Source organism: Amycolatopsis magusensis (assembly GCF_017875555.1).
GTDB lineage: Bacteria > Actinomycetota > Actinomycetes > Mycobacteriales > Pseudonocardiaceae > Amycolatopsis > Amycolatopsis magusensis.
Map to the genome: position 1 here is coordinate 300,638 of NZ_JAGGMS010000001.1, position 20,596 is coordinate 321,233.

Annotated in this window: 18 protein-coding genes; 7 read left to right on the forward strand and 11 right to left on the reverse strand. The window is 70.8% G+C overall.

The genetic code is table 11. The annotated features are described in order from the left end of the window. Positions 1 to 78: 78 nt before the first annotated feature. Positions 79 to 1,476 (forward strand): class II fumarate hydratase, encoded by a 1,398-nt coding sequence (locus tag JOM49_RS01355; RefSeq protein ID WP_209662365.1) that lies wholly within the window; start codon positions 79 to 81, stop codon positions 1,474 to 1,476. On the opposite strand, the gene JOM49_RS01360 is transcribed toward JOM49_RS01355, so the two are convergent. Continuing rightward, positions 1,477 to 2,352 carry a DMT family transporter gene (locus JOM49_RS01360; RefSeq protein ID WP_209662366.1) on the reverse strand — a complete coding sequence of 292 codons (876 nt, stop codon included), beginning with the start codon at positions 2,350 to 2,352 and terminating at the stop codon, positions 1,477 to 1,479. 269 nt (positions 2,353 to 2,621) lie between these two features. Between JOM49_RS01360 and pdxR the strand changes: the two genes are divergently transcribed. Then, complete coding sequence (pdxR, locus tag JOM49_RS01365; protein ID WP_209662367.1) at positions 2,622 to 4,022, forward strand: MocR-like pyridoxine biosynthesis transcription factor PdxR; 1,401 nt, start codon at positions 2,622 to 2,624, stop codon at positions 4,020 to 4,022. A gap of 38 nt (positions 4,023 to 4,060) precedes the next feature. Beyond that, a complete protein-coding gene (locus JOM49_RS01370) occupies positions 4,061 to 5,569 on the forward strand; it encodes an ATP-dependent DNA ligase (protein WP_209662368.1) in 1,509 nt (502 codons plus the stop codon). Here JOM49_RS01370 and JOM49_RS43610 read toward each other — a convergent pair. Further along, entirely contained in the window at positions 5,566 to 6,525 is a 960-nt protein-coding gene (locus JOM49_RS43610) for an ArsR/SmtB family transcription factor (protein WP_209662369.1), read from the reverse strand. The two genes, JOM49_RS01370 and JOM49_RS43610, sit on opposite strands and share 4 nt — an antisense overlap. 77 nt (positions 6,526 to 6,602) lie before the next feature. Then, positions 6,603 to 7,829, reverse strand: coding sequence for an NADH:flavin oxidoreductase/NADH oxidase family protein (locus JOM49_RS01380; protein ID WP_245369204.1), 1,227 nt, complete (start codon positions 7,827 to 7,829; stop codon positions 6,603 to 6,605). Positions 7,830 to 7,893: 64 nt separating this feature from the next. Between JOM49_RS01380 and JOM49_RS01385 the strand changes: the two genes are divergently transcribed. Next, the gene (locus JOM49_RS01385) at positions 7,894 to 8,511 is read left to right on the forward strand and encodes an MBL fold metallo-hydrolase (RefSeq protein ID WP_209662370.1); all 618 of its coding nucleotides are present in this window, start codon (positions 7,894 to 7,896) and stop codon (positions 8,509 to 8,511) included. Here the strand turns inward: JOM49_RS01385 and JOM49_RS01390 are convergent. Continuing rightward, positions 8,494 to 8,865, reverse strand: coding sequence for a YybH family protein (locus tag JOM49_RS01390; RefSeq protein ID WP_209662371.1), 372 nt, complete (start codon positions 8,863 to 8,865; stop codon positions 8,494 to 8,496). The two genes, JOM49_RS01385 and JOM49_RS01390, sit on opposite strands and share 18 nt — an antisense overlap. On the opposite strand from JOM49_RS01390, the gene JOM49_RS01395 reads away from it, so the two are divergent. Together JOM49_RS01395 and guaB1 are read left to right on the forward strand one after the other, a co-directional pair. Next, positions 8,866 to 9,258: a winged helix-turn-helix transcriptional regulator gene (locus tag JOM49_RS01395; protein ID WP_209662372.1), complete on the forward strand. Its 393-nt coding sequence runs from the start codon at positions 8,866 to 8,868 to the stop codon at positions 9,256 to 9,258. A gap of 11 nt (positions 9,259 to 9,269) precedes the next feature. Further along, on the forward strand, positions 9,270 to 10,709 hold the full coding sequence (gene guaB1, locus JOM49_RS01400) for a GMP reductase (RefSeq protein WP_209662373.1): 1,440 nt from the start codon (positions 9,270 to 9,272) through the stop codon (positions 10,707 to 10,709). A gap of 59 nt (positions 10,710 to 10,768) precedes the next feature. Here guaB1 and phoH2 read toward each other — a convergent pair whose 3' ends face one another. Together phoH2 and JOM49_RS01410 are read right to left on the reverse strand one after the other, a co-directional pair. Continuing rightward, positions 10,769 to 12,052 (reverse strand): RNA 5'-3' helicase PhoH2, encoded by a 1,284-nt coding sequence (gene phoH2, locus JOM49_RS01405; protein ID WP_209670655.1) that lies wholly within the window; start codon positions 12,050 to 12,052, stop codon positions 10,769 to 10,771. Positions 12,053 to 12,661: 609 nt separating this feature from the next. Next, positions 12,662 to 13,438, reverse strand: a complete 777-nt coding sequence (locus JOM49_RS01410) for an isoprenyl transferase (protein ID WP_209662374.1) — start codon at positions 13,436 to 13,438, stop codon at positions 12,662 to 12,664. Between the two features lie 88 nt (positions 13,439 to 13,526). Here JOM49_RS01410 and trhA point away from each other — a divergent pair, with 88 nt between their 5' ends. Continuing rightward, the gene (gene trhA, locus JOM49_RS01415; protein ID WP_282774045.1) at positions 13,527 to 14,210 is read left to right on the forward strand and encodes a PAQR family membrane homeostasis protein TrhA; all 684 of its coding nucleotides are present in this window, start codon (positions 13,527 to 13,529) and stop codon (positions 14,208 to 14,210) included. A 55-nt stretch (positions 14,211 to 14,265) separates the two neighbouring features. Here the strand turns inward: trhA and JOM49_RS01420 are convergent, their stop codons facing one another. The 5 genes from JOM49_RS01420 to JOM49_RS01440 all read right to left on the reverse strand — a co-directional run bounded on the left by JOM49_RS01420 (position 14,266) and on the right by JOM49_RS01440 (position 20,585). Continuing rightward, the gene (locus tag JOM49_RS01420) at positions 14,266 to 15,390 is read right to left on the reverse strand and encodes an erythromycin esterase family protein (RefSeq protein ID WP_209662376.1); all 1,125 of its coding nucleotides are present in this window, start codon (positions 15,388 to 15,390) and stop codon (positions 14,266 to 14,268) included. 73 nt (positions 15,391 to 15,463) lie between these two features. Then, positions 15,464 to 17,344 carry an acyl-CoA dehydrogenase family protein gene (locus tag JOM49_RS01425; RefSeq protein ID WP_209662377.1) on the reverse strand — a complete coding sequence of 627 codons (1,881 nt, stop codon included), beginning with the start codon at positions 17,342 to 17,344 and terminating at the stop codon, positions 15,464 to 15,466. An 80-nt stretch (positions 17,345 to 17,424) separates the two neighbouring features. Next, positions 17,425 to 17,982 (reverse strand): ATP-binding transcription factor AbmR, encoded by a 558-nt coding sequence (abmR, locus tag JOM49_RS01430; protein ID WP_209662378.1) that lies wholly within the window; start codon positions 17,980 to 17,982, stop codon positions 17,425 to 17,427. Positions 17,983 to 18,085: 103 nt separating this feature from the next. Further along, on the reverse strand, positions 18,086 to 20,092 hold the full coding sequence (locus JOM49_RS01435) for a thioredoxin domain-containing protein (RefSeq protein WP_209662379.1): 2,007 nt from the start codon (positions 20,090 to 20,092) through the stop codon (positions 18,086 to 18,088). 175 nt (positions 20,093 to 20,267) lie between these two features. After that, positions 20,268 to 20,585 carry a hypothetical protein gene (locus JOM49_RS01440; RefSeq protein ID WP_209662380.1) on the reverse strand — a complete coding sequence of 106 codons (318 nt, stop codon included), beginning with the start codon at positions 20,583 to 20,585 and terminating at the stop codon, positions 20,268 to 20,270. Positions 20,586 to 20,596: the final 11 nt, after the last annotated feature.

Consider the following 20,596-nt stretch of genomic DNA (forward strand, 5'->3'; position numbering starts at 1 on the left):
GGTGTGTCGGCAGTCACACGCCACCCTAGTGCGAAAGACCACTCCGCAGGCCCGCCTCACCTGGGCCAGACTGGGGTCATGCCTGAACAGGAATTCCGCATCGAGCACGACACGATGGGCGAAGTGAAGGTGCCCGTCGACGCGCTGTACCGCGCCCAGACCCAGCGGGCCGTGGAGAACTTCCCGATCTCCGGCCGTGGCCTGGAGCGCGCCCAGATCCGCGCGCTCGGCCTGCTCAAGGCCGCGACCGCGCGGGTGAACGCCCGGCTCGGCGTGCTCGACGAGGACCTCGCGGGCGCGATCGCCGCCGCCGCCGACGAGGTGGCCGAAGGCAGGCACGACGCGCACTTCCCGATCGACGTGTTCCAGACCGGTTCCGGCACCTCGTCGAACATGAACGCCAACGAGGTCATCGCGACGCTGGCCACCCGCGCGCTCGGCCGCGACGTGCACCCGAACGACCACGTCAACGCCTCGCAGTCGTCCAACGACACCTTCCCGACCACCATCCACGTGGCCGCCACGGAAGCCGTGCTCTCCGAGGTCATCCCCGCGCTCGAACACCTCGCGGGCACCATCGAGGGCCGGGCGGCGGAGTGGGCGGACGTGGTCAAGTCCGGCCGCACGCACCTGATGGACGCCGTGCCGATCACGCTCGGGCAGGAGGCCGGGGCGTGGGCCGCGCAGGTGCGCTTCGGCGTCGAGCGGCTGCGTTCGGGCCTGGACCGCCTCGGCGAACTGCCGATCGGCGGCACCGCGGTCGGCTCCGGCCTCAACGCGCCCGACGGCTTCGGCGCCGCGGTCGCGGCCGAGCTAGCCGAGGTGACCGGCCTGCCGCTGACCGAGGCCCGCGACCACTTCGAGGCGCAGGCCACCCAGGACGGCGTGGTGGAGATTTCGGGGCACCTCCGCACGGTCGCCGTCTCGCTGAACAAGATCGCGAACGACCTGCGCTGGCTGGGTTCCGGCCCGCGCACCGGGCTCGCCGAGCTGGCGCTGCCGGATCTGCAGCCGGGCTCGTCGATCATGCCGGGCAAGGTCAACCCGGTGATCCCGGAGGCGACCCTGCAGGTGGTGGCGCAGGTGATCGGCAACGACGCGGCGGTGGCCTTCGCCGGTGCGCAGGGCAACTTCCAGCTCAACGTGAACCTGCCGGTGATCGCCCGCAACGTGCTGGAGTCCGCGCGCCTGCTCGCCGCGGTCTCGCGGCTGCTGGCGGACAAGGTGTTCGCCGGGATTACCGTGAACGCCGACCGGGCGCGTGAGTACGCCGAGGGTTCGCCGTCGATCGTGACGCCGCTGAACAAGTACATCGGCTACGAAGAGGCGGCGGCCGTGGCGAAGCAGGCGCTCAAGGAGCTGAAGACGATCCGCGAAGTGGTCATCGAACGCGGCTACGTCGCCGACGGCAAGCTCACCGAAGCGCAGCTGGACGAGGCGCTCGACGTGCTCCGGATGGCGCGCGGCGGCAAGTAGTCACCCCACGCGGCGGCGCAGGCCGATCAGCACGCCGAGGCCGACCAGTCCGACACCGGCCAGGTCGACCAGCTCCAGCCGCTGGGCGCCGAGCAGCACGGCGACCAGCAGGCCGGAGACGGGCATGACGCCGATCAGCACCCCGGCGCGGTCGGCGCCGAGCACGGACACGGCGAAGTACCAGATGCCGAACGCGACCGCGGTGACGAGCACGGCCAGCACCAGCAAAGCGCCGAGCTGCCTCGCGTCGGGCAGCCGCCAACTCTCGACGAAGGACGAGAGCAGGGCACTGCCGGCGGCCGCCGCGAGGCAGCTCCACGCCGAGGTGGCCAGCGGCCCGAGCCGTTTCACCAGGCCGACCGCGAAGAGGGTGAAGCAGGCCTCGCAGAGCATCGCGAGCACGGCCAGCACAAGGCCGGCGCCGGTGGTGGCACCGCCGCCGGTGAGGACCACGACCCCGCTGACCGCCAGCACCGCCCCGAAGATCGGCGCGGCGGACGGTTGCCTGCGGGCGAGCAGCGGGGCCACCACCGCCAGCACCAGCGGGCTGCCGCCGAGCACCGCGGCCACCAGCCCGGGCTCGGCGTAGCGCTGGGCGTAGAGCAGGCAGGCCTGGAAGCCGACCATGCCGGTCGCGGCCAGCGCGAGGAGCGCGGGCAGGTCCGTCCACTTCGGAATGGGCAGCGGCCGGCGGCGCAGGCCGAACCAGGCGAGCAGGAGCAACCCGGCCAGCCCGTACCGGAGGGCCTGGCCGAGCAGGAGCGGGTAGCCGTCGAGCATGCCGGTGACCGGCACCGAGCCACCGACGATCGCCGCGGTGGTCACCCCGGCGACGATGCCCAGCCGATCGCGGGCCGGCGCCAGCGTTGTTGTCATGCCGCCCAGCTTGATCACCGGGCGGCCCAGTCGACAGGACCACTTTGAGGCCGCGTACTTGGACCACAGAGCGATGCTCTCCACTAAGTGCGCCGCTCTCTTCCCGGAGCACCGACCCTCCATGACCCGTGCTCCACTATGTGATCACCGCTCTCCTGGGACACAAATGTGGCTTTGGGGGCGGATTCGGCCCCCAAAGCCACATTTGTGTCCTCCCCCGGTCGCCGATGGGGCGCCGGAGATACTGGGAGGTATGAGCGAGGCGGCCCGTGTCCGGTAGTGCGCTGCGGGAGTTGCTGCTCCCGGCCATCGACGCGGGTGGACGGCCCGGCAAGGCCGCCGAGTCCGCGCTGCGCGAAGCGATCCGGTCGGGCAGGCTGCCCGCGCACACCCGGTTGCCGTCGAGCCGCGACCTCGCCACGCAGCTCGGGTTGGCCCGCGGCACGGTGATGGCGTTCTACGCGCAACTGGTCGCCGAGGGCTACCTGTTCGCCGAGCGCGGTTCCGGCACCCGCGTCGCTCCCATCGGCGGCGGGCAGGAAACCCGCGCCGCCACCGAAGCGTCCGCACCCGCCTGGCGTTACGACCTCAAGCCCGGCCTGCCCGCGCTCGGCGCCTTCCCCCGCGCGGAATGGCTTGCCGCCGAACGAGAAGCGCTGAATTCACTGCCGGACGCGGGCCTCGGCTATCCCGACCCGGCCGGGCTGCACGAACTGCGGGTGGAACTGGCGAGCTACCTCGGCCGCGTCCGCGCGCTGCCGACCACGCCCGACGACCTCGTGATAACCAGTGGTGCGGCGGAAGCCCTGTCCTTATTGACGACCGTGCTGCACCGACGCGGCGACCGGCGGATCGCGGTCGAGGATCCGAGCCACCTCGGGCAGGCCGACCTGCTCACCTCCCACGGCCTCGAACCGGTCGGGGTGCCGGTCGACGAGGACGGCATCGACATCAGCAAGCTCACCGAGCCCGGCTGCGGTTCGGTGCTCGTGACGGCCGCGCACCAGTTCCCGCTCGGCATGGCGCTCCACCCCACCAGACGCCGCGCGCTGCTGGCGTGGGCCGAGCGCACCGGCGGACTGGTCATCGAGGACGACTACGACGCCGAACACCGCTACGACCGGCCCGCGCTCGGCGCCATCCGCGCGCTCGACCCCACCCGTGTGGCCTACCTCGGCAGCGTGAGCAAGGTCCTCATCCCCGCGTTGCGCATCGGCTGGCTGGTGCTGCCGCCGGATCTGCGCGAAGAAGTCGTCCTGACCAAGAAGCGGCACGACCTCGGCTGCGCGCCCCTGCCGCAGGCCGCGCTCGCGCGGATGCTGCGGTCCGGTGGGTACGACCGGCATCTGCGGCGCACGCGACGGCTCTACCGCCAGCGCCGGGACGCGCTGCTCGACGCGCTCGCCACCGCACTGCCCGCATGGCGCCCGGTGGGCATCGCGGCCGGGCTGCACGTGGTGCTCCGGCTGCCCGACGGCACGGACGACACCGAGGTGCACCAGGCACTGGCGGCACGCGGCATCCACGCGCCGGCGCTCTCCGGCTACGCCCATTCCGCCGCCGGGCGCCCGTTTCCCGGACTGGTACTGGGATACGCGGCGTCCTCACCGGACCGGTTGCGCGCGGTGGTCGCCGAGATAGCCGAGGTCGCCAACGGCCGGAGCGCCTGAGCGCGCGAATTGTCGGGGGTCGACCGCACAATGGGTGGATGTTGCTCGCCGACGCCGTGCAGGCCTCCGCCGCGCTCAGCGCGACGCGATCTCGCAAGACGAAGATCGCCACGCTGGCCGAAGTGCTGCGCGCGGCCGAGCCGGGCGAGCTGGGTCCGGTGGTCGGTTTCCTCACCGGGCAGCTGGTGCAGGGCCGGATCGGCGTCGGCTGGCGTTCGCTCGCCGGGCTCGGCGTCACCCCGGCCGAACAGCCCGCGCTGACCATCGCCGAGGTGGACCGGCGACTCACCGAGATCGCCGAGTTCACCGGTGCCGGGTCGACCAAGCCCAGGTCAGCGGCACTGCAGGCGTTGTTCGGCAAGGCCACCGAGGAGGAGCAGCAGTTCCTCGTCCGGCTGATGACCGGGGAGCTGCGTCAGGGCGCCCTCGAAGGGGTGATGGTCGACGCCGTGGCGGCCGCCGCCGAGGTACCTGGTGACGTGGTGCGACGGGCGTTCATGCTGTCCGGGCGCTTGCCCGCGACGGCCGTGGCCGCGATGTCCGGTGGCGAAGCCGCGCTCGGCGAATTCCGGCTGGAACTGGGCAGGCCGATCCGCCCGATGCTCGCCTCCCCCGCCGAATCGCTGACCGAGGCCATCGCCGAGCACCCGAGCGCGCTGGTCGAGTACAAAATGGACGGTGCACGGATTCAGGTGCACCGCGACGGCGACGAGGTGCACGTCTACACCAGGACGCTGCGCGAGATCACCGGTTCGGTCGCCGAACTGGTCGAACTGGTGCGCGCGCTGCCGTGTGAATCGGTGGTGCTCGACGGCGAAACCCTGGCGCTCACCGACGACGGCAGGCCGCGGCCGTTCCAGGAGACGATGAGCCGGTTCGGCAGCACGCGTGACGAGCAGGTGCGCGCGCTGCTTCTGCGCCCGTACTTCTTCGACTGCCTCCACCTCGACGGCGAAGATTTGCTTGACGCGCCGTTGCGCGAGCGCAACGCGGCTCTGCGCAAGGTGGTCGGTGAGCACCTGATCCCCGGCGAGGTCGAACCGGCCGACCCGGCGCGGCTGCTCGGCGATTCGCTGGCCGCCGGGCACGAAGGCGTGATGGTGAAGGACCTCGACTCGCCGTACGCGGCCGGGCGCCGCGGCAGCGCGTGGCTCAAGGTCAAGCAGGTGCACACGCTCGACCTCGTGGTGCTCGCCGCCGAATGGGGCCACGGCCGCCGCACCGGCTACCTGTCGAACCTGCACCTCGGCGCCCGCGATCCCGACGGCGGCCCGCCGATCATGGTGGGCAAGACCTTCAAGGGACTGACCGACGAGCTGCTCACCTGGCAGACGGCGAAGTTCCAGGAGCTCGAACGCGAGCGCGACGAGTGGACCGTCTACTTGCGACCGGAGCTGGTGGTGGAGATCGAGCTGGACGGCGCCCAGGTCAGCACCCGCTACCCCGGCGGGGTCGCGCTGCGCTTCGCCAGGGTGCTCCGGTACCGGCCGGACAAGGAAGCGGGTGATGCCGACACGATCGACGCCGTGCGCGCCACGCTGGCTTAGGCGCTCAGCGCTCGCCCGAGTTCCGTCGGCCCGTGCAGCACCGAGTTCCCGAGCCGCCTGCTGTAGATGAGCCCGGCGTTGCGCAGGACCGTCGCGTGCTGGCTGGCCGACGCGGTCGAGACGCCCAGCTCACGCGCGATCTCGGTGGTCGTCCGCCCACCGGCGGATTCCACGATGCAGCTGAGCACCTGCTGCCGCGTCGGCCCGATCAACGCGGCGACCGCGCCGGCCTCCACCCGCGGCTCGGTCCAGTCCGCCGCCACCGGGTACACCAGCACCGGCGGCAGGTCCGGGTCGCGCAGGCTGGTCGGCCGGGCCCGGCAGAAGGCCGAGGGCAGCAGCACCAGCCCGCGTTCGTCCAGCTCCAGGTCCTGCTCCACCGGGAAGTCGACCTCGAGCACCGGCGCCCGCCAGCGCGCGAACGGCGCGAAGGAGTCCAGCAGCCCTTCGACGCCCTGGTCGAGCAGGATCCGGTCGCGGACCATGCGCTCGGCCTCGAACATCGCCCGCAGCTGCCGCGAAACCGGCGCGATCGCCACCTCGTGGAACCGGGTCATCGCCCCGGCCAGCGGTCCCAGGCCGGTTTCCGCGACCCACTTCGTGTGCTCCCAGCGCTGGTCGCCGAGGAGTCGCAGCTCGGCCTCGACCCGGTCGGCGGGGGTGTCGAGCAGCGTGCGGACCCCGTCGTCGAGCGTGGTTTCCCCGCGCGTCGGGGTGAGGAAGTCCGGGAAGTACCCGCGCGTGGGTAACACGGTGGCCAGCCGGTGCACCGCCTCGCGGCCACCGGGCACCTTGGCCACCTGGGCACCGGCCCAGGTCCGCCACCCACCGAGCTTGGTCGAGTTGTCCGCGACGCGGAGCCGTTGCAGGCCGAGCGCCACGTTCCACAGTTCGTCGGGCTGCCGGGCGACGCGCACCCGTCCGAGATCAGCCGTCGACAGATGAATCCGCAGCATGCGTGCGTCTCCCTGTAGTTCGCTCAGGCCCGCTCACGGTATCGGGAGCGAAGCACGGGCGCACCCATGAAGATCTTTCAGCCACGCACCCGGCGGAAGGCGTTCAGCGGGTCACCGAGCCCGGCGTGCACCAGCGACCGCAGCGCGCCGCGTCGCACGTCGACCGGTTTGCCCGCGGCGATCCGGTGCATCTGCTGGGTGTGCCACTGCACCTCCAGCCAGCTGTCGGCCAGCTTGATCCCGGTTTTCGGGCACAGCCGCTCGGCGGTGATCTCCTCGCCGGCGAGCAGCCGCGCGGTCAGGTCCGGGGTGACCGTCAGCGGGCGGCCGAGGCCGATCACGTCCAGCGCGCCGAACCGCAGCGCGTCGGCCATGCCCTCGGCGGTGCTGAAACCGCCGGTGACCATGAGCGCGACGTCGGTGACCTTCCGGGCCTTGGTCGCGTAGTCGAGGAAGTAGGCCTCGCGGCGACCGGTGCTTTCGCCGCTCATGCCCATCATCGCGGCCTTCTCGTAGGTGCCGCCGGACACCTCCAGCAGGTCGATCCCCGCTTCGCCCAGCTCGCGCACCACGGCCAGCGACTCCTCCTCGGTGAAGCCCCCGCGCTGGAAGTCCGCGCTGTTCAGCTTCACCGAGATCGGCACGGCGTCCCCGATGGCGGCCCGCACCGCACGCACCACTTCCAGCAGGAACCGGCTGCGCTGCCGGCCCCAGACGTCGGTGCGCCGGTTGGTCAGCGGCGACAGGAACTGCGACACCAGGTAGCCGTGCGCGGCGTGCACCTGGATCCCGGCGAACCCCGCTTCGACGAAGGTGAGCGCGGACAACGCGAAGCGGTCGATGATCGCCTCGATCTCGTCGCCGGTCAGCTCGCGCGGCGGCACGAACACCGACCGGAGGCCGCGTGTCTCGAACGGCACCGCCGAGGGGGCGACCGGCTGACGCGAGAGGAACCGCGGGCTCTGCCTGCCGGGGTGGTTGAGCTGCACCCAGAGCTGGGCGTCGGTGCCGGTCACCGCGTCGGCCCAGGTGCGGTACTCCCCCGCGTCGGGCCGCAGCGGCACGGAGACGTTGCGCGGCTCCCCGAGCGCGGACGGATCGACCATCACGTTGCCGGTGCAGAGCAGGCCACCGCCGCCGCGCGCCCAGGTCCGGTACAGCTCGACCAGCTCGGCGGACGGCCGGTTGCGGCGGTCGCCGAGTTGCTCGCTCAACGCCGACTTGGCGATCCGGTGCGGCAGTTTCGCGCCGCACCGCAGTTCAAGAGGCTCCGCGAGGAGTTCGACCGCACCCATGCCGGTCATTTAACGGGACGGTAGATACCGCCAGTATTCGAAGGTGATCCCGGTCACTGTTAGGGTCCGGCCCATGACGGCGATCGTGCAGAACGTGGTGACCTCCGGCGTCTTCGAACTCGACGGCGGCAGCTGGGACGTGGACAACAACGTCTGGCTGATCGGTGATGACGAGGAAGTACTGGTGATCGACGCGGCCCACGACGCGGCCCGCATCGAAGACGCGATCGGCGAGCGCAAGGTGGTCGCCATCGTCTGCACCCACGCGCACAACGACCACGTCAACGCGGCCCCCGAACTGGCCAGCCGCACCGGCGCGCCGATCCTGCTGCACCCCGAGGACCGCGTGCTCTGGGACCTCACCCACGCCGACCGCGCCCCGGACGGCGAGCTCGCCGACGGCCAGGAGCTGACCGTCGCGGGCACCAGGCTCAAGGTCATCCACACGCCCGGCCACGCCCCCGGCGCGGTCTGCCTCTACGCCGCCGACCTCGGCACGGTGTTCACCGGCGACACCCTGTTCAACGGCGGCCCCGGCGCCACCGGACGGTCCTATTCGGACTACCCGACCATCAGGAAGTCCATCCAGGACAAGCTCTTCGTGCTGCCGGAGGACACCCGGGTGAATACCGGGCACGGCGGGGGCACCACCATCGGCGACGAGAAGTCCGGCTCAGCCGGCTGGGACTGACGTGCCGAACGGGTTGTCGATCACGTAGCGCCAGAGCCCGTCGGCCCCGCGGCGGGCGACGTCGGCCGCGGTGCCGCTGATGCTGTCGCCGACCGTCCAGTCGACGATCAGCAGCGCGAGGTCGCCGACCACGTCGACCCGGCGCGGGCGCACGGCGATCGGCAGGCCGAGGCGCAGGAACTCCTCGTTGGCCCGGCGCCGTTCGTCCCCGGTGACGCTGGTGCCGTCGCGGCGCACGAACACCGCGTCCGGCTCGTAGACCTGCTCGACGAGGTCGCTGTCGCCGCTGTTGAAGGCGTCGGCGAAAACGAACGGGTGCTGGGAAGCTTCGCCGGTGAGGCGCAAACTGGACATGTGCTCAGCGAAGCCGACGCCCTCGAAGGTCACCAAACGGAAACCTACGACGCCGAATTGGTGCCGGACGCCCGTGGCCGCACGCGCCGCCCGGAACCGGACTGCCCGGTCGAAATCGCGCTGGCCGCGATCTCCGGCCGCTGGACCACGCTCGTCCTGCGCGAACTGATGGCCGGTCCGCGCTCCTTCGGCGAACTGCGGGAAGCGCTGCCCAGCCTGTCCGCCAAGGTCCTGACCGAACGGCTGACCACGCTGGCCGACCGCGGCCTCACCGAACGCACCGCGCTGCCGGGCTTCCCGCCGCGCACCAGCCACCGCCTGACGCCCACCGGCGAACGGCTGCGGCCCCTGCTCATCGAGCTGTACCGGACCGGCACCGCCATCAGCCTGTAGCCTGGCTCCTCGTGCGCTTTCTGGATGGCCATCGGCCCGCCAACGACCTGACCTACGACGACGTCTTCCTCGTCCCGAACCGCTCCGACGTGGAGTCCCGCTTCGACGTGGACCTGGCCACCGCGGACGGCACCGGCGCCACCTTCCCGGTGGTGGTGGCGAACATGACCGCGGTCGCCGGCCGCCGGATGGCCGAGACGGTGGCCCGCCGCGGCGGGCTGGTGGTGCTGCCGCAGGACGTGGACCCGGCCGCCGTGGCCGACATCACCGCCTGGGTCAAGAGCAGGCACGTCGTCTGGGACACCCCGCTCGTGCTGACCGGCGGGGACGCCGTCGCCGACGCGCTGAACCTGGTCGGCAAGCGGGCCCACGGCGCGGTCGTCGTGGTCGACGCGGACGGGCGGCCCACCGGCGTGGTCACCGAGGAGGCCTGCCAGGGAGTGGACCGGTTCGCGCGGCTGTCCGAGATCGTCGATCCCGCCGTGGTCACCGTGCCGCTGGACACCGCTCCGCGCGAGGTCTTCGAGCGGCTGCACGAGCACGGCGACCGGCTCGCGCTGGGCGTCGACGAGACCGGGCGGCTCGCAGGCGTGCTCACGCCGGTCGCGGCGCTGCGGGCGGAGATCTACTCGCCCGCGCTGGACACCTCCGGCAAGCTGCGCGTGGCCGCCGCGATCGGCGTCAACGGCGATGTCGCGGCCAAGGCGGAAGCCGTGCTCAGCGGCGGGGTGGACGTGCTGGTGGTCGACACCGCGCACGGGCACCAGGAGAAGATGATCGCCGCGCTGAAGGCGGTCCGGTCGGTCTCGCCCGCGGTGCCGGTGGTCGCGGGCAACGTGGTCACCGCCGAGGGCACGCGCGACCTGATCGCCGCCGGTGCCGACGTGGTCAAGGTCGGGGTCGGCCCCGGCGCGATGTGCACCACGCGGATGGCCACCGGCGTCGGCAGGCCGCAGTTCTCCGCGGTCACCGAATGCGCGGCGGCGGCCCGTGAGCTGGGCAAGCACGTGTGGGCGGACGGCGGCGTGCGGCACCCGCGCGACGTCGCGCTCGCGCTGGCGGCAGGCGCGTCGGCCGCGATGGTCGGCTCGTGGTTCGCCGGCACCCACGAATCCCCCGGCGACCTGCGCTACGACGAGCAGGGGCGACCGTACAAGGAGTCGTTCGGCATGGCGTCGAAGCGGGCCGTCGGCGCCCGGACCCGCACGGACAACGTCTACGAGCGGGCGAAGAAGGGCCTGTTCGAGGAGGGCATCTCGTCCTCGCGCATGGCACTGGACCCGACGCGGCCCGGCGTCGAGGACCTGCTCGACTCGATCGGCTCGGGCGTGCGCTCGGCGTGCACCTACGCGGGGGCGCGCACGCTGGAGGAATTCCACGAGCGGGCGGTGCTGGGCATCCAGTCGGCCGCCGGCTTCGCCGAAGGCCGCCCCCTCCCGTCCGGCTGGTGATGCCGTGAATGTGGCTTTCACGGCGTATTCCGCCGTGAAAGCCACATTCACGGCACTTGCTAGTGGTCCTCGAGCATTTCGGTGACCAGGGCGGCGATCGGTGAGCGTTCCGAACGCGTCAGTGTGACGTGCGCGAACAACGGGTGGCCCTTGAGTTTCTCGATGACCGCCGAAACCCCGTCATGCCGCCCCACACGCAGGTTGTCGCGCTGTGCCACGTCATGCGTGAGCACCACCCGCGACGCCGTGCCGAGCCGCGAGAGCACGGTCAGCAGCACGTTCCGCTCCAGCGACTGCGCCTCGTCGACGATCACGAAGGCGTCGTGCAGCGAACGGCCGCGGATGTGCGTCAGCGGCAGCACTTCGAGCATGCCGCGGTCGAACACCTCGTCCAGCACGTCCTGGCTGACCAGCGCGCCGAGGGTGTCGAACACCGCCTGCGCCCACGGCTGCATCTTCTCCGACTCCGAGCCGGGCAGGTAGCCGAGATCCTGCCCGCCGACCGCGTAGACCGGCCGGAACACCACGACCTTGCGGTGCGCGCGGCGTTCCATCACCGACTCGAGCCCGGCGCACAACGCCAGCGCCGACTTCCCGGTACCGGCCCGCCCGCCCAGCGAGACGATGCCGACCTCGGGGTCGAGCAGCAGGTCGAGCGCGATCCGCTGCTCCGCGGACCGGCCGTGCAGCCCGAAGGCCTCCTTGTCCCCGCGGACCAGGCGGATCCGCTTGTCCGGGGTGATCCGGCCGAGCGCGCTGGAGCTGCCGGCCAGCAGCCGCAGGCCGGTGTGGCAGGGCAGTTCACCCAGCTCGTCGAGGCCGAACTCGGCCGGGGTGACCGGCCCGTCGTGGAAGAGCGCGTCGAGCACCGGCTGCTGCACGTCGACGTCCGCCATGCCGGTCCACCCCGAGGGCGTGACCTCCTGCGCGCGGTACTCATCGGCCACGAGCCCCACCGCACCCGCCTTGACCCGGAGCGGGATGTCCTTGGTCACCAGCGTCACCGTCTCGAGCTCGACCTGCAGGTTCAGCGCGCAGGCCAGGATGCGGTGGTCGTTGGAGTCGGTGCGGAAACCGGGCGGCAACACGGACTGGTCCGAGTGGTTCAGCTCGACGTGCAGCGTGCCGCCGCTTTCGCCGATCGGAACCGGGGCGTCCAGCCGGCCGTGGGTGCGCCGGAGGTCGTCGAGCAGGCGGAGCGACTCACGCGCGAACCAGCCCAGTTCGGGGTGGTGCCGCTTGGCTTCCAGCTCGCTGATGACCACCAGCGGCAGAACCACGGAGTGCTCGGCGAACCTGGTCACGGCCCGGGGGTCGGACAGCAGGACCGAGGTGTCGAGCACATAGGTGTGCCGCGGGAAATCTGGGGATTCGAGAACTTTCTCAGTGCCGTCGGCACTGGTCGAAGAGCGGCCGGAGGCCTTCCGGGGCAAACGCTGCGCAGTCACGACGGCATCTCCCTCGTGGGCGTGGCACCACGCCCGCACTCGCTGGGCCGGGCACTGCCCCGGTTGGTCCGCTCGGGTCGACGCGGTGCGCGTCAGCCTTCGCGGCCACGAGGGCCGGGTGCCGGCCCACTCGTGCGTATCACGAGCGGATGTCCCGCTCCTTCTACGACCGCCACGACCAGGGGCCTCCCGTGATGGCCCGCAGGGGTCGCGGTCCATCACTTCGCAAGCTACCTGCGTATGGCGGCCGCTGCAGGCAGCCACACAGGTGATTCGTCAAACCGTCATCTCACGGTCAGTCGCAGGTTACGAACAGGGAGTGAGAAACGGCCATTTACCACGCTGGGTAGCCGGAATTGTCGGCTCTCACCGGTTCGGGTGGAACGTCGATGTCCACTGTGCCGTTATCACGAGACACAGTGGACTTTTCCCGAATTCCCCAGTCTGGCGCCGGATGAGGGACGCGGACCGTCATTCACGGTCAGGTGAAACGGCCCGGTGGGTTCAGGCGCCGAACCGCCGGTGCCGGACCGCGTAGTCACGCAGCGCACGCAGGAAGTCGACGCGGCGGAAGGCGGGCCAGTAGGCCTCGGTGAACCAGAACTCCGAGTGGGCGGACTGCCAGAGCAGGAAACCGGACAGCCGCTGCTCCCCCGAGGTCCGGATGATGAGGTCCGGGTCGGGCTGGCCCGAGGTGTACATGTGCTCGGAGATGTGGTCCACGTCGAGGATCTTCGCCAGTTCGCGGATGCTGGTGCCCTCGTCGGCGTGCTGCAGCAGCAGTTTGCGCACGGCATCGGCGATCTCCTGGCGGCCGCCGTAGCCGACGGCGATGTTGACCTCCATGCCGGTGCGCTCGTCGGTGCGCTCGGCGGCGGCCGTCAGCCGTTTGGCGGTGTGCTCGGGGAGCAGGTCGAGCGCGCCGACCATGCGCAGGCGCCACGCGGTTTCCGGGCCGGACAGCTCGTCGACCACGTCCGGGATGATCTCGAGCAGCGCCTCGATCTCGTCGGAGGCGCGGCTGAGGTTGTCGGTGGACAGCAGCCACAGGGTGACCACCTCGACCTCGGCTTCGCGGCACCAGCTGAGGAAGTCGGCGATCTTCTTGGCGCCGACCCGGTGGCCGTCGCTGACGTCGGTGAAGCCGGCCTCCCGCGCCCATCTGCGGTTGCCGTCGAGCATGATCGCGATGTGCCGGGGGTGCCTGCCCGCGGCCTGCTGGATGAGGCGCCGCGAGTACGCGCTGTACACGATGTCGGCCACGAATGATCGAACGCTCACGTCGGCACAGCGTACGCAACCCGGCGAAGGTGGTGGGGCGCGCCACGGAGCACTGTGTTCCGGCCTACGGTCCCGTAACCTTGGTCGGGTGAGCTCCGCTACCGACACGCAGCAACAACCGAAGCCGGGCCCCGAAAGCCGCCCCCGCCTGCGCGGGCACATCCACTTCTGGTCGTTCTTCGTCTCGCTGGCCGCCGCCGCGGCGCTCGTCACCCTGGCGGCCTCGACGGTGTCCGGCCTGGCCGCGCTGGCCACGTCGGTGTACGGCCTGACGGTGCTCGGGTTGTTCGGCGTGAGCGCGCTGTACCACCGCCGCATCTGGAGCCGGAAGGCGTACCAGTGGATGAAGCGGGCGGATCACTCGATGATCTTCCTGTTCATCGCCGGGACGTACACGCCGTTCACGCTGCTGGCCATGTCCAAGCCCACCGGTTACGTCGTACTGGCCATCGTCTGGGGCGGGGCCATCGCCGGGGTGGCGCTGAAGCTGCTGTGGCCCACCGCCCCGCGCTGGCTGGGCGTGCCGATCTACATCGCACTGGGCTGGGTCGCCGTCTTCGTGCTGCCGGAACTGCTGGCCAGCGCCGGCGTCGCCGCCCTGGTCCTGCTCCTGGTCGGCGGCGCCTTCTACACCGCGGGCGCGATCTTCTACGCCGTCAAGTGGCCGAACCACTGGCCCCACGTCTTCGGTTACCACGAGTACTTCCACGCCTGCACCGTGCTGGCCGCCGCCTCGCACTACATCGCGATCTGGCTCGCCATGTACTCCTAGCAGCGGTTTCGACGGCCGAACAGCCAGGTGCTTCCTGGCTGTTCGCGCCCGGGAGTCAGGCCACGTGCAGGACTGCGGTGGCGTCGTTCAGGGTGGGCGGGTCCAGCGGGAAGTAGCCCTGTGGCGGGGTGGTGTCGGTGCGCACCTGTAGTGCCGGGAGCGTGGGGGCGCACAGGCCCCAGGTTTCGAACATCGGCTGCAGGTGGGCCTCATACGTACCGGTGGGAGGCGCGCCGAGGGCGATGGTGTCGCTGTGGCCCAGGCTTCCGGCGACGAAGGTGTACTGCTCATCCGATACAGCCGCGAAGATGGCGCCGGCGGGGGCCCATGACAGTTCCATGTCCCACATGTCGAGGGTGTTCTCGCTCGCCTGTAGGTGCTTGTTGTGCGCGAAGAGCATGGTCCCGCCGCGGGAGGACTCGGTGCGGCGGAGGGAGAGCAGGTTCTGCGCCATCAGTGCATCCCGGACAGCGCCCAGTTCTGAGACCCGCGCGGGCATCGGGTCCACTGGCTTCGCGCATTGGGCGTGGTAGCGCAGCAGGCCGAGGCCGCCCGTGAGGTGGACTTCGGCGTTGAGCCAGGCCGTGCGTGAAGTGGTGGCGATCAGCTTCGGGGCGTGCGAATACAGCAGTACCAGCATGTCATCAGCCAGGCATCGCAGGCGGGCCGCCTCGGGGCCGGCGCCTGGCGACTGGGCGTAGTCCATGACGGCTTCCGTGCGGCTCCAAAACTCGTCGTCGCCGGCGATACCGGCGATGTCGTCATCCAGGCCCAGGTAGTCCCGCGCGTGTTCCAGGTACGGCCGCGGGCTCGGCGCGCTCATGGTCTCCATTTGCGCGTCGAAACCGTGGAACGCCAGGCGCTCGGCCGCCGGGCGGTCGGCGTTGTACTCCCGCATCCAGGTGATCAGCTGCCGGTTCGCGTCCAGCTCGCCGAAGCCGTGGCTGAAGCCGGAGCGCATCACCTCGTCCAGGGTTCCCTTGCCCTCCTGGACGTAGGCGTTCACGGCGAGCGCGGCCACGCGGTCGGTTTCCATGGCGATCGACCGGAAGCCGAGCTCGGCCAGTTGCGCGAACAGGTCGTTGCGCACGCGGGCGAAGGCCGGTTCCTGGTGCGTCGGCTCGCCGAAGGCCAGCACGTCCACGGAGCTGTTCACGAAGTCTCGAATGTCCTGACTCATGAGACTCAAGCGTATCGTTGAAAGCTCTGTTGAAACTCCGGCGAGAACTACCAGCGGTGAGCCGCGGAAAGCCTCAAGCGTCGAGCAACGGTGCCTGCAGGAACTGCTCGGGCACGGCGAAGCCGTCCACCAGTGTGCGCGCGTGCGGTCGCAGTTCGGCGCACAGCGAGTTCACGGCGGCGACCACGGCCTTCGAGCGCGTGGAGGTGAGGCGGCCGTGCTCCAGGAACCACGCCCGGTCCGCTTCGATGTTCGACAGCGCGTAGAGGTCGCAGACCCGTTCCAGCAGCGCCGCGACGGCGGGGTCCTGGCACCGCGCGATGGCGGCGGTGAAGGCTTCCAACACCAGGCGGTCGACGTGCACGCGACCGGCCCGCAGCACGTGGTCCTGCGCATCGTTGAAGGCGTCGAAGGGATCGCCCTCCTCCACGGCTTTGCGCAGGCGGCGGGCGACGCCGTCCAGGATGTGCTCCTCCCGGTCTTCGAACAGCTTCAGGTGCCATTCCCGGTTGAACAGGACGTCGTCGTCGCTCGCGGTGGCCAGGCGTTCGACGACCTTCCGCGCGGAGGTGCGTTCGATGACGGATTCGACGATCTGCTCGGCCACGAAACGCACGGTGGCGAACGGGCTGAGGTCCGAGAACTGTTCCTTGTAACTGGTGAGCAGACCCTTCGCGACCAGCTGCAACAACACCGTGTTGTCGCCCTCGAAAGTGGTGAAGACGTCCGTGTCCGCTTTCAGGGCGGGCAGCAGGTTTTCCGCCAGGTAACCCGCGCCACCGCAGGCTTCGCGCGCCATCTGGATGGTGGAAGTGGCGTGCCAGGTGGTGATGGCCTTGATACCCGCGGCGCGCGATTCGAGTTCGCGTTGTTCCTGCTCAGGGGGTTCGAGACCCAGGTCGTGCAGGGTGCTGAGCAGTTCCTCCTGCGCGAAGTGCAGCGCATAGGTCTTCGCCAGCGCGGGCAGCAGTTTGCGTTGGTGCGCCCGGTAGTCCAGCAGTACGACCTCTTCGCCGTCCGGCTTGAAGAACTGGCGCCGCCGCTCGGCGTACCGGACCGCCACGGCGAGCGCGCGCTTGGTCGCGTTGCCCGCGCTGCCCGCCACGCTGATCCGGCCGCGGATCAGCGTGCCCAGCATGGTGAAGAAGCGCCGGTTGTCGCTTTCGATCGAGCTCGAATACGTGCCGTCCTCGGCCACGTCGGCGAAGCGGTTCAGCAGCGCTTCCCTCGGCACGCGCACCTTGTCGAAGGACAACCGTCCATTGTCGACTCCGTTGAGGCCTGCCTTCTTGCCGCAGTCCTCGATGGTCACGCCGGGCGCGGGCTTGCCGTCGATCCGGATCGGCACCACGAAGGCGTGCACACCACGGGATTCGCCGCCGGTGATCAGCTGCGCGAACACCACCGCCAGCTCGCCGTCGCGCGCCGCGTTCCCGATGTACTCCTTGACCGCCATCGCGTCCGGCGTGTCGATGACGAAGCCGCCGTCGGCGAAAGTCGCCGTGGTGCGCAGGTTCTGCACGTCGGACCCGTGCCCGTGCTCGGTCATCGCGAAGCAGCCGAGCAGATCGAGGCTGGTGATGCGGCGCAGGTACTTCTCGTGGTGCCGCGCGGTGCCCAGCAACTGCACGGCCCCGCCGAACAGTCCCCATTGGACCCCGGCCTTGACCATCAGCGACAGGTCACCGAAGCCGAGCATTTCGAACGAAGTCAGCGAGCCGCCGACGTCCCCGCCACCGCCGTACTCCGGGTCGTAGCCCAGGCCCGGCCGGTCCGTGCGCGCCAGCGCCTGCATCTGCTCCAGCACCTGCGCCCGGTGCGCCTCGGTGTCCAGTTCGGTGGTGTCGCGGAACTTCTCCTCGGCGATCTGCGCGCGCACGCCGCGCTTGAGTTCGGCCCACCGGCCGTCCAATACCGCGGTCAGCGCTTCGGCTTGGACTTCGAGGTCGGGCACGGCTCCTCCAAGGGCTGGCTACTACCTACTGACTAGTAACCAGCCTGCCGCAGAACCAAACGCGACGCGACCCGCGTCACTCAACCGAGGTCCGGCCCTTTCGACCGCAGGTCGTCCACCTTGGACATGGCGTCCCGCAGCTCACCGAGCCAGCTGTCCGCGTGCTCCCCGACCAGCCGCACCGCCCACGCCAGCGCCTCCGACCGCGAACGCGCCACCCCCGAGTCGACCAGCGTGTCGAGCACCAGGCGCTCCGGCTGCCGCAGCCGCGTCATCACCGGCGCCGAGACCGTGGTGAACAGCTCCTGCGTGCCGCCGAGCCGCGCGCCCCACGAGACCTTCCGCTGGTAGCGGTGCTCCGCCTGGCGGGCGATCTCGATGCGCTCGTCCCGCGTCTCCTCGCGGAACCGGCTGATCCGGCCCGACTCCGCGGCGCCGCGAGCCGCCTCGTCCTCGAAGTCGGCGTCGAGCGCGGGCAACTCGCCGACCAGCAGGATCTCCTCCCGGTCGACCGTCACCTGCGGTGCTTCGGTGAACCAGCCGTCGGGCAACCGGCCGGCGAACCACGCCGCCGCGTCATCGGCGGGCGGCACCTCGGTCTGCTGGTAGCCGCCTCTTCCGCGCCATCCTCGTCCCATCACTGCCTCCGTAGCAACGTTGATTACATGATTACGTTGCTTCTGACGTTACGCCGGAAAGCAGGCGAGGCGAGGTCCGTTCACTGACGGCGGACAGGCGGGGTCAGAGCGCTGCGCGCAGCTCCTCCACGCTGGTCACCGGCCGATCGCAGACGTAACCGCGGCAGACGTACGCCGCCGCCTTGCCCTCGACCAGCGGCCGGTCGGCGAGCAACGGCACGCCCTCGGCGTCGGGCACCCCGCCGAGCACGATGCCGCCGCCGTGCACCTGCCGCGCGGCTTCGGCGACCAGTTCCACGCGCGAAACCGCGTCCGGGCCGGTCACCGCGACCTGCACCGGACCCGCCCGCAGCGCTTCGGCCACGCTCAGCCAGTGCCCGGCGAAGCGCGGGATCTCCGACGACAGCGCGCCGGTGCGGCTGACCGCCTGCTCGGCCGCGTCCCGATACCGGCCTGCGGCCGCCGAACCGGCCAACGCCGATGCCGTCAGCAAAGCCCCCGCCAGCGCGGAAGCACCCGACGGACTCGCGTTGTCGCCCGGGTCGGACGGCCGGTGGACCAGCTGCTCGGCGTCGTCCGCGGTGTCGTGGAAGGCACCCGGCACCTCGGGGTCGGCGAACCGGGTCAGCGCGACCTCCAGCAGTTCGGTCGCGTCGGCCAGCCAGCGCGCCTCGCCGGTCGCCTGGTGCAGCGCGAGCAGGCCGTCCGCCAGGCAGGCGTAGTCCTCGAGCACCCCGGCCGCGTCCCCGACCACGCCGTGCCGCGAACTGCGGCGCAGCCTGCCGTCGACCAGGTGCTTGTCCATCAGGAAGCGCGCGGCCTCGGCGGCGGCGTCGATCCAGCGCGTCCGGCCGAGGGCGAGACCGCCTTCGGCCAGCGCGGTGATCGCCAGCCCGTTCCACGCGGCGATCACCTTGTCGTCCAGCCCGGGCTGCGGCCGGTCGGCGCGAGAACGCAGCAGTGCCGAGCGCACGCCGTTCCACCGCGGTTCGTCGTCCGGGTCGAGCGGCAGCTGGAGCGTCGAGGCACCGCCTTCGAAGGTGCCCGCTTCGGTGACCTGGAACAGTTCGGCCGCCCACTCGGCGTCCTTCTCCCCCAGCACTTCGGTGAGCTGCTTGAGCGTCCAGACGTAGGTCAGGCCTTCGATGCCGTCGGTGTCGGCGTCGAGCGACGCGGCGAACCCGCCCTCCTCGGTGCGGAGGTCGCGGAGCAGGAACGCGGCGGTCTCGTCGGCGATCCGCTCGGCGAATTCGGAACCGGTGCGGCGCGCGAGGTGCGCGTACAACCGCAGCAGCAAAGCGTTGTCGTACAACATCTTCTCGAAATGCGGCACCACCCAGCCGGCATCCACCGAGTACCGGGAGAAGCCACCGGCGAGCTGGTCGTACAGGCCACCACGGCCCATCGCGTGCGTGGCACGTTCCACAATAGACAGAGCTTCGGGTGAGCCGGTGCGCTCGTGGTGGCGCAACAGGAACTCCAGCACCATGGACGGCGGGAACTTCGGCGCACTGCCGAACCCGCCGTGCACCCGATCCTCGTCCTCGGCCAGTTTCGCCGCCGCGCCGGCCAGCGCTTCATCGTCCACAACGGACTCTTTCAGCGGCCCGGCGCGTTCGGTCAGGTGCGCCATGATCTGCCCGGCGCCCTCCCGCAGCTCGTCCGGCCGCTCCGTCCACGCCTCGGCCACCGCGACCAGCAACTGGGGGAACGACGGCATCCCGGGGCGCGGCCGCGGCGGGTAGTAGGTGCCGCAGTGGAACGGCTCGCCCTCCGGAGTGAGGAAGCAGGTCATCGGCCAGCCACCCTGGCCGGTCATCGCCTGCGTGGCGGTCATGTAGACCGCGTCGATGTCCGGGCGTTCCTCGCGGTCGACCTTGATGTTGACGAAGTTCGCGTTCATCAGCGCCGCGGTGCCCTCGTCTTCGAAGGACTCGTGGGCCATCACGTGGCACCAGTGGCAGGCGGCGTACCCGACCGAGAGCAGGATCGGCACGTCGCGGCGCTGGGCCTCGGCGAGCGCCTCCGGCCCCCACGGCCACCAGTCGACCGGGTTGTCCGCGTGCTGGAGCAGGTACGGGCTGGTCGCTGCGGCGAGTCGGTTCGACATGGGTCCAGCGTTCCAGAGGAAGCGGTGCCGCGCAGCGGCTCAACGGGCGCGTCGGCCAGGAAAACCGGGTGTGCCGGATTCGGCCGGCTACCCGCTGTTCCGGCGTCGCCGATTCCGGCCGGGATGGCCCGAGCCGCCGCGGCCGAATGGCCGTCCACTATGGACGGCCAGGGGGCTAGCTGGAGGGCTCGGCCTTGGTCTCGGCCTTCGGGGCTTCGGTCTTGGGAGTGGCCTCGGCGGGCTTGGCGTCACTCGCCGGAGCCGGTTCCTCGTCGTTGTCGAAGCTGGCCGGCACCCGCTTGAGGTGCTTGGTCATCGAGCGGACCAGCAGGACCACGGCGATCAGGAACAGGATCAGCACGAGCAGGCCGACGGGCGAGGACTTGCCGAAGTCCTCGCCCTGGCCGCCGTTGTCACCGTTGCCGGGCTGCTGGGCCAGCACCGCTGTCGCGGTGACCGGTGCCACGGCCAGGTCCGGCAGTACGAAACTCATGCGCTCACCTT

Bases quoted from the DNA above. Each gene is read 5' to 3' on its own strand.
- JOM49_RS01380 (WP_245369204.1), bottom strand. From the start codon at position 7,829: ATGACCGGCATGGGTGCGGTCGAACTCCTCGCGGAGCCTCTTGAACTG.
- JOM49_RS01390 (WP_209662371.1), bottom strand. From the start codon at position 8,865: ATGTCCAGTTTGCGCCTCACCGGCGAAGCTTCCCAGCACCCGTTCGTT.
- JOM49_RS01440 (WP_209662380.1), bottom strand. From the start codon at position 20,585: ATGAGTTTCGTACTGCCGGACCTGGCCGTGGCACCGGTCACCGCGACA.
- JOM49_RS01370 (WP_209662368.1), top strand. From the start codon at position 4,061: ATGTTGCTCGCCGACGCCGTGCAGGCCTCCGCCGCGCTCAGCGCGACG.
- JOM49_RS01385 (WP_209662370.1), top strand. From the start codon at position 7,894: ATGACGGCGATCGTGCAGAACGTGGTGACCTCCGGCGTCTTCGAACTC.
- JOM49_RS01355 (WP_209662365.1), top strand. From the start codon at position 79: ATGCCTGAACAGGAATTCCGCATCGAGCACGACACGATGGGCGAAGTG.
- JOM49_RS01360 (WP_209662366.1), bottom strand. From the start codon at position 2,352: ATGACAACAACGCTGGCGCCGGCCCGCGATCGGCTGGGCATCGTCGCC.
- JOM49_RS43610 (WP_209662369.1), bottom strand. From the start codon at position 6,525: ATGCTGCGGATTCATCTGTCGACGGCTGATCTCGGACGGGTGCGCGTC.
- abmR (WP_209662378.1), bottom strand. From the start codon at position 17,982: ATGGGACGAGGATGGCGCGGAAGAGGCGGCTACCAGCAGACCGAGGTG.
- JOM49_RS01435 (WP_209662379.1), bottom strand. From the start codon at position 20,092: ATGTCGAACCGACTCGCCGCAGCGACCAGCCCGTACCTGCTCCAGCAC.
- JOM49_RS01420 (WP_209662376.1), bottom strand. From the start codon at position 15,390: ATGAGTCAGGACATTCGAGACTTCGTGAACAGCTCCGTGGACGTGCTG.